Source organism: Enterobacter cloacae complex sp. FDA-CDC-AR_0164 (assembly GCF_003071645.1).
GTDB lineage: Bacteria > Pseudomonadota > Gammaproteobacteria > Enterobacterales > Enterobacteriaceae > Enterobacter > Enterobacter ludwigii.
Window position 1 is genome coordinate 1,019,486 of sequence record NZ_CP028950.1, and the last position, 16,663, is coordinate 1,036,148.

Genomic DNA, 16,663 nt, shown 5'->3' on the forward strand with positions numbered 1-16,663 from the left:
AGTGCATAATGACGACTAAACGCAAAGCCTACGTGCGGCCAATGCCGTCCACCTGGTGGAAGAAACTGCCGTTTTATCGCTTCTATATGCTGCGTGAAGGCACCGCAGTGCCGGCGGTCTGGTTCAGCCTGGAGCTGATGTACGGCGTTTATGCCCTCAAACATGGCCCTGAAACCTGGGCCAGCTTTGTCGGCTTCCTGCAAAACCCCATCATCGTGATCCTGAACCTGATTGTGCTCGCGGCAGCGCTGCTTCATACCAAAACCTGGTTTGAACTGGCGCCAAAAGCGGCGAACATCATCATTAAAGACGAGAAAATGGGGCCAGAGCCGGTCATTAAAGGGCTATGGGGCGTGACGATCCTCGTCACTGTGGTCATTCTGTTTGTCGCACTGTTCTGGTAAGGAGACTACTGTGATTAATCCAAATCCAAAACGTTCTGACGAGCCGGTCTTCTGGGGACTGTTTGGTGCAGGGGGGATGTGGAGCGCCATCATCGCGCCGGTCATCATCCTGCTGGTCGGTATTATGCTGCCACTGGGGCTGTTTCCGGGCGATGCGCTGGGTTACGAGCGAGTACTGGCCTTTGCCAGCAGCTTTATTGGCCGTGTGTTCATCTTCCTGATGATCGTCCTGCCGCTGTGGTGTGGCCTGCACCGTATTCACCACGCGATGCATGACCTGAAAATCCATGTCCCGAGCGGGAAATGGGTGTTCTACGGTCTGGCAACCATCCTGACGGTGGTTACGCTGATTGCCGTGGTTACTATCTGATACATCAGGCCCGCCTCCCGGCGGGCCTTTCATTTCTGCATTTTCCCCACCAGCCACTGCGCAAACTCACGCATTGCAGGGGTTTCTGTCCGTGACTGCAATCGGGTTAACCAGTAACTGCCCAGCTCAATCTGTGTTGCAAACGGCTGAATGATACGTTCGCTGTTCAGCAGATGAGTGAACATACCCACAGGTGCGATAGCAATTCCCACGCCGGCCTGCGCGGCTTCCAGCATGGTAACGGATGAATCAAACACCATCACCCGATGCGTTGGTGACGGCGGGAGTTCGCCCGCGGCCTGCATCCACGCCGACCATTCATCGCGTCGGTAGGAGCGCAGCAGCGTAAATTTTAGTATGTCCGCCGGTGCTTGTAGCCCGACGGCGATTTCAGGCGTGCACAGCGGAGCCAGCGGCGCAGAACACAGAAACGTCGCTTCAGTGCCATGCCACGCCCCTCCACCGTAGCGGATCGTGTAATCAAGCCCTTCGGCGGCCGGATCGACGCGGTTATTATGGGTCGAAAGATGCAGATCGATATGCGGATAGCGGCGACGGAAATCATCCAGCTGCGCGAATAACACCCCGGTCGCAAAAGTCCCCACCACGCCAATTTTAAGCTTCTCCAGCGCGCGATGACTGGCAAAGCGATCCAGCATGCCGGCGATACGATCAAACGAATCGTTCAGCACCGGCAGCAGATTCTCGCCCTCTGTCGTCAGCATCAATCCGCGCGAAACCCGGACAAACAGCTGACAGTTCAGATGTTGTTCCAGCGTCTTAACGTGCTGACTGATGGCTGAATGGGTGACATTCAGCTCAATGGCAGCATTAGTAAAACTGAGGTGCCTTGCAGCGGCTTCGAAGGCACGAAGCGAATTAAGCGGTAAATAGCTGCGTGTCATCGACCCATCCGTTAGAAAAATTAACAGCTAATGCTAAATTTAACCGTTTGTCAGCCACAGTCAAATCCAACAGACTGGGTATGTCTGACGGGCCCGGACACTCCCTTGACTCGCTATTACGGAAGATAACTGATGATGAAAAAATCCCTGTGCTGCGCCCTGCTGCTCAGCACCTCCTGCGCTGCATTAGCCGCACCTCTGTCAGAAACACAGCTGGCGAAGGTCGTGGAACGTACCGTTACGCCCCTGATGAAAGCGCAGTCTATTCCGGGTATGGCGGTCGCCGTGATCTATCAGGGCCAGCCGCACTACTTCACCTTCGGCAAGGCCGATGTCGCCGCGAACACACCCGTCACTGCACAAACGCTGTTTGAGCTGGGCTCAATCAGCAAAACCTTCACCGGCGTTCTGGGTGGCGATGCTATTGCTCGCGGTGAAATTTCGCTGGGCGATCCGGTGACCAAATACTGGCCTGAGCTGACCGGCAAACAGTGGCAGGGCGTTCGCATGCTGGACCTGGCAACCTATACTGCCGGTGGCCTGCCGTTACAGGTGCCCGATGAGGTTACCGATAATGCCTCGCTGCTGCGTTTTTACCAGTCCTGGCAACCACAGTGGGCGCCAGGCACCACGCGTCTTTATGCAAATGCCAGCATCGGTCTGTTTGGGGCTCTGGCGGTGAAACCTTCTGGCATGCGCTTTGAGCAGGCGATGACGGAGCGGGTCCTGAAGCCGCTTAACCTGAACCATACGTGGATTAACGTTCCGAAGTCAGAAGAACCGCATTACGCCTGGGGTTATCGTGACGGTAAAGCGGTTCACGTTTCGCCCGGCATGCTCGACGCCGAAGCGTATGGCGTGAAAACCAACGTGAAGGATATGGCGAGCTGGGTGATGGCTAACATGGCTCCCGATGGCGTACAGGATGCCTCACTGAAGCAGGGCATGGTGCTTGCACAGTCTCGCTACTGGCGCACAGGCTCGATGTACCAGGGCCTGGGCTGGGAGATGCTCAACTGGCCGGTAGAAGCTAAAACCGTGGTGGAGGGCAGCGACAACAAGGTAGCGCTTGCGCCGTTGCCCGTGGCAGAAGTGAACCCTCCGGCTCCACCGGTAAAAGCGTCATGGGTACATAAAACAGGCTCGACGGGCGGATTTGGCAGCTACGTGGCATTTATTCCTGAGAAGGAACTCGGCATCGTTATGCTGGCGAACAAGAGCTACCCGAACCCGGAACGCGTGGAAGCGGCATACCGTATTCTGAGCGCTCTGCAGTAAAATCTTGCCGGGTGATGCTGATGCCCACCCGGCCTGCAAAATTCCCGCATTTTCCTTGCTGTCATCTACACTTAACAAAAAACAGTAAGGAAACTCCTATGCGCATTTTGCCTGTTATCGCCGCAGTGACAGCCGCGTTTTTAGTGGTTGCCTGCAGCTCCCCTACTCCCCCTCCCGGCGTCACCGTTGTCAGCAATTTCGACGCACAACGTTTTCTTGGAACATGGTATGAAATCGCGCGCCTTGACCACCGTTTTGAACGGGGTTTAGAGAAGGTCACGGCAAATTACAGCCCGATGGATGACGGCGGTATTCAGGTTATCAACCGGGGCTATAATCCGGACCGGGAAATGTGGCAGCAGTCGATTGGACAAGCGTACTTTACCGGCGACCCGCGACGGGCCGCGCTCAAAGTCTCCTTCTTCGGCCCGTTCTATGGCGGATATAACGTGATCGCGCTCGACAGAGAGTACCGTCACGCGCTGGTCTGCGGGCCGGATCGCAACTATCTGTGGATCCTCTCTCGCACCCCAACCCTTTCACCTGAGATGAAACAGCAGATGCTGGACGTCGCGACCCGGCAAGGGTTTGATGTGTCGAAACTCATCTGGGTAGAACAACCCCATTAATGGGTGCTGAGCTTCAACCCAATAATACCGGCCACAATCAGGGCGAGACTGGCGATACGCGCCAGACTCGCTGACTCACCCAACAGCAGGATCCCCGTGATGGCCGCCCCCACGGCGCCAATTCCCGTCCAGACGGCATACGCTGTCCCCACCGGTAAAGAACGCATCGCCCACGAGAGCAAAACGATACTCACAATCATCGCGGTGATGGTAATGACGCTGGGTGTCAGGCGGGTAAAACCGTGGGTGTACTTCAGACCTATCGCCCATACCACTTCGAGCAGGCCAGCAATAACAAGAATGATCCAGGACATTTCAGGCTCCTTAACTTAAATGCAAGTTGGGGCCGTCCCCGATGAAGGAAGCGCTTACGGGTCGTCCCGCAAGGCAAAGATTACGCCTCATATTTTGGTTAGCGTGCGATTTTTTTTCAATCCTTTTGTGCTGAACATGTTAAGGCAAGAAATAGCCGCAGTATGCCGCGCAGTTCAGGCATTTATCACTCATCCGACTTCTCTATGATGATGTGCTTTCTGATGGCAGGAAGCCAAACCACTAGCCGACTGCGAATATAATATGTTCAAAATTCTTTTGATTGACCGTTGTCACTTCACCCGCACCGGGTTTGAAGCATGGCTCAATCATTCCGGTTTATTTCCGGAAAACGTCGTTGTGACCGGCCTGAATAATCTTTTCCTCGCCAGAGAGCACATTCTGCAATGGAAACCGACGCTGGTCATTGCTGACCTGCATGGGTTCAGACAGGATGTCCATCCCTTTCAGTCCCTCTCATCTTTGCTGAACGCCAGCGAAAGAGTGCCCTTTATTTTGCTGCAATCGGGTGAGGATAGTGAAATGACCGCCTGGCTGAAGCAATTCCCGGTCTGGTCATCGCTGTTGAAAAATGCCCGTCTTGAACAACTGGGGACAGTTATCCACGACGCACTCATTTCGCACGCGAACAGTGAAAAGCCAAAGGTAACCGCGCCTTTGCTGACGCGCCAGGAGGAGAAAGTGCTGACGTTGTGGATGGAGGGTGCCAGCAATCAGAAAATTGCGGCTCACCTGAGTATTAACGGTAAAACGGTCTATACCTATAAACGGAATATCCGCATGAAATTGCATATGGATACGCGTTATTCACCGTTTTTATCCCTGCAGGAATCAGAAAGCTGACGGTACGAAACCCGTCTGGTTCCGTACCGTTTATTCAATTACTGCTGTGCTTTACTTGCCGCACCAGAGATTGCGCTACCACCTTCAGAAATATCCTGACCAACGCCACGCGTGGTATTACAGGCTGTTAATACTGAAGAAAGTACCAGGACTGAAAAGATCGCTGCAATTGTCTTCTTAACCATAATATCGTCCTTTTATAGCCAAAGTTGTTTTGTGTATAGCAATTTAAGAATAGACAATATCCCGTCGTTTGACGGAAAAGGACGCATTTTTAGGAAAATTAGACGGGGTTAGCTGGCCGCGTGAGAAATGATATGGCCGAGATCCTGGATATCTTCCCCCATTCCACGCGCGGTGTTACAGCCGGAAAGCAACGCGCTGGACAGCGCTAACAGAAGCAGAATTTTAACGGTACGGTTCATCATCCCTGCCTGCAAAAAACAGGCGCAGCGGGCGCTGCGCCTTCAGTCTTGACGTAAATTACTTCACGCGAGATACGTATTCGCCGGAGCGGGTATCTACTTTGATCACTTCACCAGTCTGTACGAACAGTGGAACTTTAACCACTGCACCGGTGGACAGGGTAGCTGGCTTGCCGCCAGTACCTGCGGTATCACCTTTCAGACCTGGGTCGGTTTCAACGATTTCCAGCTCTACGAAGTTTGGTGGGGTAACAGCGATAGGCTGGCCGTTCCACAGGGTCACGATGCACTCAGCCTGGTCCAGCAGCCATTTTTCGCTATCGCCAATCGCTTTAGCATCCGCAGACAGCTGCTCGAACGTTTCGTTGTTCATGAAGTGCCAGAACTCACCGTCGTTGTACAGGTAAGTCAGGTTCATATCGACAACATCAGCGCCTTCAGCGGAGTCAGTAGACTTGAAGGTTTTCTCAACACGGGTACCGGTCAGCAGGCGACGCAGCTTAACGCGCGCGAATGCCTGGCCTTTACCTGGTTTAACGAATTCGCTGGCTTCAACCGCGTACGGTTCGCCGTCCATCATGATTTTAAGACCAGCACGAAAATCGTTGCTATAGTACGTTGCCATAAGGCCCTCTAAATTTGTTAACTGGTAGCTAAGCCACAAAATGGCGCATATTGTAACCCTAAACACCCCGTCCAGAGAAGATTGGTTATCGCAACTTGCCGATGTAATCACCAGTCCTGATGAATTGCTGCGTCTGTTAGACCTCGATCAGCACCCAGAGTTGCTTGCAGGCCGCGAGGCTAAGCGACTTTTTGCCCTGCGTGTTCCCCGCGCGTTTGTTGCCCGTATGGAGAAAGGAAACCCTGACGATCCATTATTAAAACAAACGCTTACTGCGCAGGAAGAGTTTATATCAGCGCCAGGATACAGCACCGATCCTCTGGAAGAGCAGAACAGTGTGGTACCGGGTTTACTGCACAAATATCTCAACCGTGCCCTGCTGCTGGTGAAAGGCGGTTGCGCGGTAAACTGCCGTTATTGTTTCCGTCGCCACTTCCCGTATGCCGAAAATCAGGGTAATAAACGCAACTGGCAGGTCGCCCTGGACTATATCGCCGCCCATCCGGAACTGGATGAGATCATTTTTTCAGGTGGCGATCCGCTGATGGCAAAAGATCATGAGCTGGACTGGCTGTTGACCCAGCTTGAAGCCATTCCACACATCAAGCGTTTGCGCATCCACAGCCGTTTACCGATTGTTATTCCGGCACGTATTACGGACGGTCTGGTATCTCGCCTTGAGCAGTCTCGTTTACAGGTTCTGCTGGTGAACCATATCAACCATGCGAATGAAATCGATGAGGCATTCCGGGCGGCGATGGCGCGTCTGCGCAAAGCGGGGGTGACGCTGTTGAACCAGAGCGTGTTGCTGCGCGGTGTGAATGATAATGCCCGGGTTCTGGCGGAGCTCAGTAATGCGTTATTCGATGCGGGCGTGATGCCCTACTACCTGCACGTACTGGATCGTGTGCAAGGCGCGGCGCATTTCATGGTCACGGATAATGAGGCCCGGCAGATTATGCGCGAACTGTTAACGCTGGTTTCAGGCTATATGGTGCCGAAGCTGGCGCGAGAGATTGGCGGTGAGCCGAGTAAGACACCGCTGGATTTGCAACTGCGGCAACAATAACGGCAGGTGGCGCTACGCTTATCCGCCCGGTGGGGTTGGGCGCAGCGCCATCAGCAATGTAGATCAGTTAGGGCACTTATAGACCTGGCCATTCATCTGGCTGGCCGTTGGCACGAAGCTGGACAACATCCCTTGCGACGGGCTGCTCACACCGTAAATCACGTTGCCACCCATCTCTGCAGCCTGGTTACGCAGCGCGTTAGCGGCACCGCGCATAGATCCACCTTCTTCACCGTGCTGACCCGACATCCAGTTGCTTTGCTCACCGGTTGCCGTGCCTAAAAACTGGCACTCGTTACCCGGCTTATCTTCAACAAAGCGAACGCCCTGACCTGCAGCAGACAGCTCATTGCTGGAGCTACAACCCGCCAGCAGCAATGCTGCTCCTACGATCCCTGCACAGACTTTTACGCGCATGTTATTCCTCGTTTTCAATAAGCTGGACAGCAGATGTTGTCCGTGTGTAAACCTTATACTAAAAAGATGACCAAAAGAAAAACCCCCGAGCATTTCTGCCCGGGGGTTTTTCTCATTCTAAGCGGTAAAGCGCACGATTACATCATGCCGCCCATACCACCCATGCCGCCCATACCCGCAGCACCTAAGTCAGGTGCGTCGCCTTTAGGCATGTCAGTCACCATGCACTCGGTAGTGATCATCAGACCCGCTACAGAGGCCGCGTACTGCAGTGCAGAACGGGTCACTTTGGTTGGATCCAGGATACCGAAGTCGATCATGTTGCCGTATTCTTCAGTTGCAGCGTTGTAACCGTAGTTACCTTCGCCCGCTTTCACCATGTTCGCAACCACGGATGGCTCTTCACCGGCGTTGGAAACGATCTGACGCAGTGGTGCTTCCATTGCGCGCAGCGCAACTTTGATACCCACGTTCTGATCTTCGTTCTGAGCAGTCAGGCCAGCCAGTTTAGCGGCAACACGCACCAGCGCGACACCACCACCAGCTACCACGCCTTCTTCTACTGCTGCACGGGTCGCGTGCAGAGCATCGTCAACGCGTGCTTTCTTCTCTTTCATTTCAACTTCAGTTGCCGCGCCCACTTTGATTACTGCCACGCCGCCTGCCAGTTTCGCTACGCGCTCCTGCAGTTTTTCACGGTCGTAATCAGAGGTTGCTTCTTCAATCTGCTTACGGATCTGAGCAACACGGCCCTGAATAGCCGCTTCTTCACCCACGCCATCGATGATGGTGGTGGTGTCTTTGTTGATCACAACGCGTTTAGCCTGGCCCAGGTCTTCCAGGGTCGCTTTTTCCAGCTCCATACCGATCTCTTCAGAGATTACGGTACCGCCAGTCAGGGTAGCGATATCCTGCAGCATCGCTTTACGGCGGTCGCCGAAGCCAGGTGCTTTAACCGCAGCCACTTTCACGATGCCACGCATGGTGTTAACCACCAGGGTCGCCAGTGCTTCACCTTCAACGTCTTCAGCAATGATAACCAGCGGCTTGCCTGCTTTCGCAACGGCTTCCAGCACTGGCAGCATTTCACGGATGTTGGAGATTTTCTTGTCAGCCAGCAGGATGAATGGGCTTTCCAGCTCAACAGCGCCCGTTTCTGGCTTGTTGATGAAGTATGGGGACAGGTAACCGCGGTCGAACTGCATACCTTCAACCACGTCCAGTTCGTCTTCCAGACCGGTACCGTCTTCAACGGTGATCACGCCTTCTTTACCGACTTTGTCCATCGCTTCCGCGATCAGTTTACCTACGGTTTCGTCGGAGTTAGCGGAGATAGTACCAACCTGAGCAATCGCTTTAGAGTCGGAGCATGGAACGGACAGCGCTTTCAGCTCTTCAACCGCCGCAGTAACCGCTTTGTCGATACCGCGCTTCAGATCCATTGGGTTCATACCCGCAGCAACGGCTTTCAGACCTTCGGTGATGATAGCCTGTGCCAGTACGGTTGCGGTGGTGGTACCGTCGCCTGCAGCGTCGTTCGCTTTAGAGGCAACTTCTTTCACCATCTGCGCGCCCATGTTTTCGAACTTGTCTTCCAGCTCGATTTCACGTGCTACAGAAACACCGTCTTTCGTGATGGTTGGCGCGCCGAAGGATTTATCCAGCACTACGTTACGGCCTTTCGGGCCCAGGGTCACTTTAACTGCATCTGCCAGTACGTTTACGCCGCGGAGCATTTTTACACGAGCGTCGTTACCGAATTTTACGTCTTTAGCTGCCATGTTCTTATTTCCTCAAATTCTCGTGCGTAAAATTACGCTTCAACAATTGCCAGAATGTCGCTTTCGGACATGATCAACACTTCTTCATTGTCGATCTTCTCGGATTTCACGCCGTAGCCATCGTTGAAAATTACGATGTCACCAACTTTAACGTCCAGTGGCTGCACAGTTCCGTTTTCCAGAATGCGGCCCTTACCGACAGCGATGATTTCGCCACGCGTTGATTTTGCTGCTGCAGAACCAGTCAGAACGATGCCGCCAGCAGACTTGGTTTCAACTTCTTTACGTTTGACGATCACACGATCATGTAACGGACGAATACTCATTGATAGCTCTCCTTTGAGAAAGTCATTATCAGTTATGGATGACGCCGGTCCGCATGCGGTTTTCCGACTAGTGCCCTGAGAGATGGGGATAGCTTTTTCTCCCTTCAAGGGGCAGACGAAAAAAAATTTGCGAAAGTGTTACCATCGCCTCTCTTTTGATCGTGGCAGGGCGATGTCAATGAGTGGACTAAAACAGGAGTTGGGACTGGCGCAGGGCGTGGGTCTGCTGTCGACCTCCTTGTTAGGTACGGGTGTGTTTGCGGTACCCGCGCTGGCAGCTCTGGTGGCCGGCAATAATAGCCTGTGGGCGTGGCCAGTGCTGATTGTGCTGGTGTTTCCGGTCGCGGTCGTGTTTGCCATCCTCGGACGGCATTTCCCCAGCGCGGGCGGCGTAGCGCACTTTGTCGGTATGGCGTTTGGTCCGCGACTGGAGCGGGTCACCGGCTGGCTGTTTCTTTCTGTTATTCCGGTCGGTCTACCGGCAGCGTTGCATATCGCGACCGGTTTTGGCCAGGCGCTGTTTGGCTGGCATAACGAGCAACTGCTGCTGGCCGAGCTGGGTACGCTGGCCATCGTCTGGTGGGTCGGCTCACGGGGTGCCAGCTCGAGTGCCAACCTGCAAACCGTCGTTGCAATACTGATTGTGGCACTCATTGTCGCCATCTGGTGGAAAGGGGATATTACGCTGAAGGAGATCCCCTTCCCCGCGGTAAGTGACGTCAACCATTCGCAGCTGTTCGCTGCGCTATCGGTGATGTTCTGGTGTTTTGTCGGGCTGGAGGCGTTCGCCCATCTGGCCTCTGAGTTTAAACAACCGGAACGGGATTTCCCGCGCGCCCTGATGATTGGCCTGCTGTTAGCAGGTACCGTTTACTGGGCCTGTACCGTGCTGGTACTGCATTTCAACGCGTTCGCCGCGGATAAAGCGGCCGCTGCCTCGCTGCCGGGCATTGTGGTGCAACTGTTTGGTCTGAAAGTGCTGTGGGTCGCCTGTGTTATTGGCTATCTGGCCTGTTTTGCCAGCCTCAATATCTACATCCAGAGCTTTGCGCGTCTGGTATGGTCACAGGCGCTTGGTAGACCAGAGAGCCGCCTTGCGCGCCTGTCTAAACGTCAGCTGCCGTTGAATGCGCTTAATACCGTGCTGGGCTGCTGCGTCTTGAGTTCGCTATGTATTTACGCGCTGAATATCAATCTTGATGCCCTGATCGTGTACGCCAACGGGATTTTCATCATGATCTACCTGCTGTGCATGCTGGCGGGTTGTCGTCTGCTGAAAGGTCGCTATAAAGCGCTGGCAGTGGTTGGTGGCGTGCTTTGCCTGCTGTTGCTGGCGATGGTGGGGTGGAAAAGTCTGTATGCGATTAGCATGCTGGCGGGGCTGTGGCTGTTTTTACCGAAACGCGGCACCCTGTAAAACAAAGCCCGGTAGCGATTCGCTTACCGGGCCTGGCCTCTTTTACCGATCGTCTTTATGGTCTAAACGGTCGCGCTGTTCATCTTTACGCTGATACTCCCCTTCGAAAGTATCCCCCGGCCCTGTACTGAAGCCACCGCCCGGCATACGGCTAAAACGCAGATGCGGCAGTAGCTTCATGGTCAGGTGTTTTTGCACCGGCGGCAGAAGCAGCAGCAGGCCGAGGAAGTCAGTGAAGAACCCCGGCAGGATCAGCAGCAGGCCAGCAATAATCAGCGAGACGCTTTTGATCATCTCTGCGGCCGGGCTTTCGCCTGCGGCCATCTTCTGCTGCATTATCAGGAAATTTTTGAAACCCTGATTACGCACCAGCGACATGCCGATCACCGAAGTGAAAATCACCAGAATCAGCGTTAGCAGGACACCCAGTACATGGGAGACCTGGATAAAAATTGAAATCTCGATGTAAACATAGAGAAAGAAAGCAATAAATGGTACCCAGCGCACTGGCATCTCCTGTGTGGCAGGCGCCCTCAGGCCCCTGTCTGAATGTGTTCGCGAAACGCGTCTGTAAGAAATGGTGACGGTTAGCCAAAATTCAATCGGTTTGCACGGATATTTTTTCTGGAAATTTTAAAGCGGTGACTCATTTCACAGATTAATAATTATCATGGAATCGGGTCGATAATAAGTGATCCAGATTACGGCAATTCGCTATCATCAGCATATGATCTCGAACATCTGGCTGATTGAGGGAATAATCGTCGGTCAGAAAATATTCAAAACCACATAAATACTGTGTGTTTAGTACAATCCATCGGCAGCTTGAAAAGAAGGTTCACATGTTAAACAACATTCGTATCGAAGAAGACTTGTTGGGTACCAGGGAAGTTCCAGCGGATGCCTACTATGGTGTTCACACTCTGAGAGCGATTGAAAACTTCTACATCAGCAACAACAAAATCAGCGACATCCCTGAATTTGTACGTGGCATGGTGATGGTGAAAAAAGCCGCAGCACTGGCCAATAAAGAGCTGCAAACCATTCCGAAAAGCGCGGCAAATGCGATTATCGCTGCCTGCGATGAAGTGCTGAACAACGGCAAATGCATGGATCAGTTCCCGGTCGATGTCTATCAGGGCGGCGCGGGTACCTCCGTCAACATGAACACCAATGAAGTACTGGCAAACATCGGCCTGGAGTTGATGGGTCATCAGAAAGGTGAATACCAGTATCTGAATCCGAACGACCACGTTAATAAATGTCAGTCCACTAACGACGCCTATCCAACCGGCTTCCGTATCGCGGTGTATGCCTCCGTGGTGAAACTGGTGGACGCCATTAATCAGCTGGGTGATGGCTTCCAGCGCAAAGCCGTTGAGTTCCAGGACATCCTGAAAATGGGTCGTACCCAGCTGCAGGACGCGGTTCCGATGACCCTCGGTCAGGAATTCCACGCGTTTAACGTGCTGCTTAACGAAGAAACTAAAAACCTGCTGCGCACCTCCGAGCTGCTGCTGGAAGTGAACCTGGGCGCAACCGCCATCGGCACGCGTCTGAATACGCCGGACGGTTACCAGCAGCTGGCGGTACAGAAGCTGGCTGAAGTCTCTAACCTGCCGGTTGTGCCTGCAGAAGATCTGATTGAAGCCACCTCCGACTGCGGCGCGTACGTTATGGTTCACAGCGCCCTGAAACGTCTGGCGGTGAAACTCTCCAAAATCTGTAATGACCTGCGCCTGCTCTCTTCCGGTCCACGCGCTGGTCTGAATGAAATCAACCTGCCAGAGCTGCAGGCCGGTTCGTCCATCATGCCGGCGAAAGTGAACCCGGTAGTGCCAGAAGTGGTGAACCAGGTCTGCTTTAAAGTCATCGGTAACGATACAACCGTGACCATGGCCTCTGAAGCCGGCCAGCTGCAGCTGAACGTCATGGAGCCGGTCATCGGCCAGGCAATGTTTGAATCCATCCACATTCTGACCAACGCCTGCTACAACCTGCTGGAGAAATGCGTTAACGGCATCACCGCGAACAAAGAAGTTTGTGAAGGGTATGTCTACAACTCCATCGGCATCGTCACCTACCTCAACCCGTTCATCGGCCACCATAACGGCGACATCGTCGGTAAGATTTGCGCCGAAACAGGTAAGAGCGTGCGTGAAGTCGTTCTGGAACGTGGACTGTTGACCGAAGCCGAGCTGGACGATATCTTCTCGGCCCAGAACCTGATGCACCCGGCATACAAAGCGAAACGATATACCGATGAAAGCGAACAGTAGCAGTTCAGGCTAGGCTTCCTTAAGGCACGTCACTTGTGACGTGCCTTTTTTCTTTATAGGCGTTACCAAAATACAACAATTCAATATCAACTTGTTAATAAGCAAGGCAGGTCCTTATGTTTGGAGCAGAACTCGTCATCGTCCTGTTGGCGATTTATTTGGGAGCAAGACTCGGGGGTATCGGCATTGGTTTTGCCGGCGGTCTCGGGGTGCTCGTACTTACCCTTATCTTTCAGATTAAACCCGGCGCAATCCCTTTTGACGTTATCGAAATCATCATGGCGGTTATTGCCGCTATCGCAGCCATGCAGGTGGCAGGCGGTATGGACTACCTGGTGAGCCTGGCGGAGCGTATGTTACGCCGCCATCCAAAATACATTACCTTCCTTGCCCCGCTGGTGACGTGGTTTATGACCATTCTCGCCGGTACTGGCCACACCGCCTTCTCCACGCTGCCGGTCATTACCGAAGTGGCGAAAGAGCAGGGCATCCGTCCGTCTCGTCCACTCTCGATTGCCGTGGTCGCGTCCCAGATTGCGATTACCGCATCACCTATCTCCGCTGCGGTGGTCTTCTTCGCCGGTATCCTTGAGCCTATGGGCGTGAGTTACCTGACGCTGCTGGCCATCTGTATTCCGGTGACGCTGATTGCAGTGATGATCACCGCCGTGCTGTGTAACTTCCTCGGCGCCGAACTGAAAGACGATCCGGTTTATCAGGAGCGTCTGGCAAAAGGTGAAGTGAAACTGCGTGGTAGCCAGGTCTTCGAACTGAAGCCGCATGCAAAACGCTCTGTCTTGCTGTTCCTGATCGGTATCGTTGCGGTCATGTTCTACGCAACCGCCATCAGTGACACCGTGGGTCTGATCCAAAACCCGGTCCTGCCGCGTAACGAAGCGATTGTGGTATTCATGCTGACTATCGCTACGCTGATCAGCATCACCTGTAAAATCGACACCAGCGAAGTGCTCAACGCCAGCACCTTTAAATCCGGTATGAGCGCCTGCGTGTGTGTACTGGGTGTGGCCTGGCTTGGTGATACCTTCGTGAAAGCTCACATCAGCGATATCCAGACCGTTGCGGGCGACCTGCTGCACAACTATCCGTGGCTCCTGGCTGTGGTGCTGTTCTTTGCCGCAACCCTGCTTTACTCTCAGGCGGCCACCACCAAAGCCCTGATGCCTGCGGCGCTGATGCTGGGTGTTACCCCGCTGACGGCTATTGCCTCGTTTGCTGCCGTTTCTGCACTGTTCGTTTTACCCACCTACCCAACCCTGCTGGCGGCGGTTGAGATGGATGACACTGGCTCGACTCGCATCGGTAAGTACGTGTTTAACCATGCGTTCCTGATCCCGGGCGTGGTGGCTATCTCGCTGTGCGTGATCCTCGGCTTTATCATTGGCGGCATCGTGCTGTAAACAATGATGGGTTGTAAAAATAGTTAAAAACGGGCCGCTCTGCGGCCCGTTTCATTAATGACCAATAGCCTTGCGTGATATAGTGAAGACTTTCGTGATGAGGAGGTCGACTTGTGAACACGCCTGATGCTGTTGTTGTCCTTTGTACCGCCCCTGATGAAGCCTCTGCCCAGGATCTCGCCGCCAAAGTGCTGGCCGAAAAACTGGCAGCCTGCGTGACGCTCCTTCCTGGCGCCACCTCCCTTTACTACTGGGAAGGTAAACTGGAGCAGGAGTACGAAGTCCAGATGTTGCTCAAAACCAATCTGGCGAACCAGCAGGCACTCCTGGACTGCCTCAAATCTCATCATCCTTATCAAACCCCCGAACTGCTGGTATTGCCAGTGGTCCACGGCGACAACGATTATCTCTCATGGCTCAACGCTTCCTTACGCTGATCCTGCTGCTGTGCAGCACATCAGTTTTTGCCGGGTTATTTGACGCTCCCGGCCGTTCGAACGTTATTTCTGCCGACCAGGCATTTGTTTTCGATTTTCAACAAGACCAGCATGACCTGAATCTTACCTGGCAGATAAAAGAGGGGTATTACCTCTATCGCAAGCAGGTCAGCATCACGCCTGCTCAGGCAAAGGTAGGCCCACTTCAGATGCCTGCGGGCGAGTGGCATGAAGACGAGTTTTTCGGCAAAAGTGAAATCTATCGCCAGCGGTTAAGCGTGCCCGTGACGCTCAATCAGGCCGATAAAGGCGCCACAGTGACCGTCACGTATCAGGGCTGTGCCGACGCGGGCTTCTGCTATCCGCCGGAAACCAAAGTCATTCCGCTGAGCGAAGTTAAAGCGGCCGACAGTATGCCTGCGCCTCCCGCAGATGAGAGCGCCGGAATGAAGGACGACGGTCACACAGCACTGCCCTTCTCCGCCTTGTGGGCTTTACTGATTGGTATCGGCATCGCCTTCACGCCGTGCGTGCTGCCCATGTATCCGCTTATCTCCGGAATTGTCCTTGGCGGCAAGCAACGTCTTTCAACCGCACGCGCCCTGCTGCTGGCCTTTATCTACGTGCAGGGTATGGCGTTAACCTACACCGCACTGGGCCTCGTGGTTGCTGCTGCCGGACTGCAGTTCCAGGCTGCACTTCAGCACCCTTATGTGCTGGCTGGCCTGTCGATCGTATTTATTCTGCTGGCGCTGTCGATGTTTGGTTTGTTCAGCTTACAGCTGCCGTCCGCGTTGCAGACTCGCTTAACGCTGATGAGTAACCGTCAGCAGGGGGGCTCCCCGGGCGGCGTGTTCGTGATGGGTGCCATCGCCGGGTTGATTTGCTCACCGTGCACTACCGCGCCACTGAGCGCGATCCTGCTATATATTGCCCAGAGCGGTAACATGTGGCTCGGCGGTGGTACGTTGTATCTCTACGCGCTGGGAATGGGTCTGCCATTGATTCTGGTAACGGTATTCGGCAACCGTCTGCTGCCCAAGAGCGGCCCATGGATGGAGACGGTGAAAACCGCGTTTGGTTTTGTCATTCTGGCGCTGCCGGTGTTCTTGCTCGAGCGTATTATCGGCGACGCCTGGGGGATGCGCCTGTGGGCAATGCTCGGTGTTGCCTTCTTCTGTTGGGCGTTTATCACAAGCCTGGCAGCGAAAAAGCCGTGGATGCGTCTGGTGCAAATCCTCCTGCTCGCCGCCGCGCTGGTGAGCGTACGGCCACTGCAGGACTGGGCATTTGGCACACCCGCGGGACAAACGCAGGCGCATTTGAACTTCATCCAGATAAAGAACGTGGATGAACTCAACAGCGCACTGGCGCAGGCGAAAGGCAAACCGGTCATGCTGGATCTGTATGCTGACTGGTGTGTCGCCTGTAAAGAATTCGAAAAGTACACGTTTAGCGATCCGCAGGTGCAAAGTGCACTGAAAGAGACGGTTCTGCTCCAGGCAAACGTCACCGCCAACAGTACAGCGGATAAGGCACTGCTGAAGCAACTTAACGTGCTGGGTCTGCCAACCATTCTGTTCTTCAACGAACAGGGCCAGGAGCAGCCTGCACAGCGTGTAACCGGGTTTATGGACGCGACGGCATTCAGCGCGCATTTGCGCAATCGCCAACCGTAAACAACACTTGAAACGGGACAAACCGTTG

General features: G+C 53.9%; 20 protein-coding genes. 11 read left to right on the plus strand and 9 right to left on the minus strand.

Annotated elements, in window-relative coordinates; all coding sequences use genetic code 11:
• Positions 1-8: 8 nt before the first annotated feature.
• Together frdC and frdD are read left to right on the plus strand one after the other, a co-directional pair.
• Positions 9-404 carry a fumarate reductase subunit FrdC gene (gene frdC / locus AM410_RS04980; protein WP_014168296.1) on the plus strand — a complete coding sequence of 132 codons (396 nt, stop codon included), beginning with the start codon at positions 9-11 and terminating at the stop codon, positions 402-404.
• Between the two features lie 10 nt (positions 405-414).
• Positions 415-774 (plus strand): fumarate reductase subunit FrdD, encoded by a 360-nt coding sequence (frdD, locus tag AM410_RS04985; RefSeq protein WP_020882959.1) that lies wholly within the window; start codon positions 415-417, stop codon positions 772-774.
• Between the two features lie 29 nt (positions 775-803).
• Here the strand turns inward: frdD and ampR are convergent, their stop codons facing one another.
• Positions 804-1,679, minus strand: a complete 876-nt coding sequence (ampR, locus tag AM410_RS04990; protein WP_047743138.1) for a LysR family transcriptional regulator AmpR — start codon at positions 1,677-1,679, stop codon at positions 804-806.
• Positions 1,680-1,811: 132 nt separating this feature from the next.
• Between ampR and blaACT the strand changes: the two genes are divergently transcribed.
• Together blaACT and AM410_RS05000 are read left to right on the plus strand one after the other, a co-directional pair.
• The gene (blaACT, locus tag AM410_RS04995; RefSeq protein ID WP_108647599.1) at positions 1,812-2,957 is read left to right on the plus strand and encodes an ACT family cephalosporin-hydrolyzing class C beta-lactamase; all 1,146 of its coding nucleotides are present in this window, start codon (positions 1,812-1,814) and stop codon (positions 2,955-2,957) included.
• A 98-nt stretch (positions 2,958-3,055) separates the two neighbouring features.
• Positions 3,056-3,586 carry a lipocalin family protein gene (locus tag AM410_RS05000; RefSeq protein ID WP_014168292.1) on the plus strand — a complete coding sequence of 177 codons (531 nt, stop codon included), beginning with the start codon at positions 3,056-3,058 and terminating at the stop codon, positions 3,584-3,586.
• Here AM410_RS05000 and sugE read toward each other — a convergent pair.
• A complete protein-coding gene (sugE, locus tag AM410_RS05005) occupies positions 3,583-3,900 on the minus strand; it encodes a quaternary ammonium compound efflux SMR transporter SugE (RefSeq protein ID WP_014168291.1) in 318 nt (105 codons plus the stop codon). The genes AM410_RS05000 and sugE overlap by 4 nt on opposite strands.
• A 262-nt stretch (positions 3,901-4,162) precedes the next feature.
• Between sugE and AM410_RS05010 the strand changes: the two genes are divergently transcribed.
• Positions 4,163-4,762, plus strand: coding sequence for a LuxR C-terminal-related transcriptional regulator (locus AM410_RS05010; RefSeq protein ID WP_014168290.1), 600 nt, complete (start codon positions 4,163-4,165; stop codon positions 4,760-4,762).
• 38 nt (positions 4,763-4,800) lie between these two features.
• Here the strand turns inward: AM410_RS05010 and ecnB are convergent, their stop codons facing one another.
• The 3 genes from ecnB to efp form a co-directional block, all read right to left on the minus strand.
• The gene (gene ecnB / locus AM410_RS05015) at positions 4,801-4,947 is read right to left on the minus strand and encodes a lipoprotein toxin entericidin B (protein ID WP_014168289.1); all 147 of its coding nucleotides are present in this window, start codon (positions 4,945-4,947) and stop codon (positions 4,801-4,803) included.
• A gap of 108 nt (positions 4,948-5,055) precedes the next feature.
• Entirely contained in the window at positions 5,056-5,187 is a 132-nt protein-coding gene (locus tag AM410_RS05020) for an entericidin A/B family lipoprotein (RefSeq protein ID WP_086533154.1), read from the minus strand.
• Positions 5,188-5,245: 58 nt separating this feature from the next.
• Positions 5,246-5,812 (minus strand): elongation factor P, encoded by a 567-nt coding sequence (efp, locus tag AM410_RS05025; RefSeq protein ID WP_014882207.1) that lies wholly within the window; start codon positions 5,810-5,812, stop codon positions 5,246-5,248.
• Positions 5,813-5,852: 40 nt separating this feature from the next.
• Here efp and epmB point away from each other — a divergent pair, with 40 nt between their 5' ends.
• The gene (gene epmB, locus AM410_RS05030) at positions 5,853-6,881 is read left to right on the plus strand and encodes an EF-P beta-lysylation protein EpmB (RefSeq protein ID WP_108647601.1); all 1,029 of its coding nucleotides are present in this window, start codon (positions 5,853-5,855) and stop codon (positions 6,879-6,881) included.
• 63 nt (positions 6,882-6,944) lie between these two features.
• Here epmB and AM410_RS05035 read toward each other — a convergent pair whose 3' ends face one another.
• The 3 genes from AM410_RS05035 to AM410_RS05045 form a co-directional block, all read right to left on the minus strand.
• Positions 6,945-7,298 carry a DUF4156 domain-containing protein gene (locus AM410_RS05035; protein ID WP_020882965.1) on the minus strand — a complete coding sequence of 118 codons (354 nt, stop codon included), beginning with the start codon at positions 7,296-7,298 and terminating at the stop codon, positions 6,945-6,947.
• A 137-nt stretch (positions 7,299-7,435) separates the two neighbouring features.
• Entirely contained in the window at positions 7,436-9,079 is a 1,644-nt protein-coding gene (groL, locus tag AM410_RS05040) for a chaperonin GroEL (protein WP_014168284.1), read from the minus strand.
• 32 nt (positions 9,080-9,111) lie between these two features.
• On the minus strand, positions 9,112-9,405 hold the full coding sequence (locus AM410_RS05045) for a co-chaperone GroES (protein ID WP_003855929.1): 294 nt from the start codon (positions 9,403-9,405) through the stop codon (positions 9,112-9,114).
• Between the two features lie 178 nt (positions 9,406-9,583).
• Between AM410_RS05045 and yjeH the strand changes: the two genes are divergently transcribed.
• Complete coding sequence (gene yjeH / locus AM410_RS05050; protein ID WP_083599676.1) at positions 9,584-10,822, plus strand: L-methionine/branched-chain amino acid transporter; 1,239 nt, start codon at positions 9,584-9,586, stop codon at positions 10,820-10,822.
• A 42-nt stretch (positions 10,823-10,864) separates the two neighbouring features.
• Here yjeH and AM410_RS05055 read toward each other — a convergent pair whose 3' ends face one another.
• Positions 10,865-11,329 (minus strand): FxsA family protein, encoded by a 465-nt coding sequence (locus AM410_RS05055; protein ID WP_032681890.1) that lies wholly within the window; start codon positions 11,327-11,329, stop codon positions 10,865-10,867.
• Between the two features lie 335 nt (positions 11,330-11,664).
• Between AM410_RS05055 and aspA the strand changes: the two genes are divergently transcribed.
• The 4 genes from aspA to AM410_RS05075 all read left to right on the plus strand — a co-directional run bounded on the left by aspA (position 11,665) and on the right by AM410_RS05075 (position 16,635).
• Positions 11,665-13,101 carry an aspartate ammonia-lyase gene (aspA, locus tag AM410_RS05060; RefSeq protein ID WP_020882968.1) on the plus strand — a complete coding sequence of 479 codons (1,437 nt, stop codon included), beginning with the start codon at positions 11,665-11,667 and terminating at the stop codon, positions 13,099-13,101.
• Positions 13,102-13,217: 116 nt separating this feature from the next.
• Positions 13,218-14,519: an anaerobic C4-dicarboxylate transporter gene (locus tag AM410_RS05065; RefSeq protein WP_006178930.1), complete on the plus strand. Its 1,302-nt coding sequence runs from the start codon at positions 13,218-13,220 to the stop codon at positions 14,517-14,519.
• Between the two features lie 113 nt (positions 14,520-14,632).
• Positions 14,633-14,956 (plus strand): divalent cation tolerance protein CutA, encoded by a 324-nt coding sequence (gene cutA, locus AM410_RS05070; RefSeq protein ID WP_014168278.1) that lies wholly within the window; start codon positions 14,633-14,635, stop codon positions 14,954-14,956.
• On the plus strand, positions 14,932-16,635 hold the full coding sequence (locus AM410_RS05075) for a protein-disulfide reductase DsbD (protein WP_032681891.1): 1,704 nt from the start codon (positions 14,932-14,934) through the stop codon (positions 16,633-16,635). Before cutA ends, AM410_RS05075 begins: the two co-directional genes overlap by 25 nt.
• Positions 16,636-16,663 lie beyond the last annotated feature (28 nt).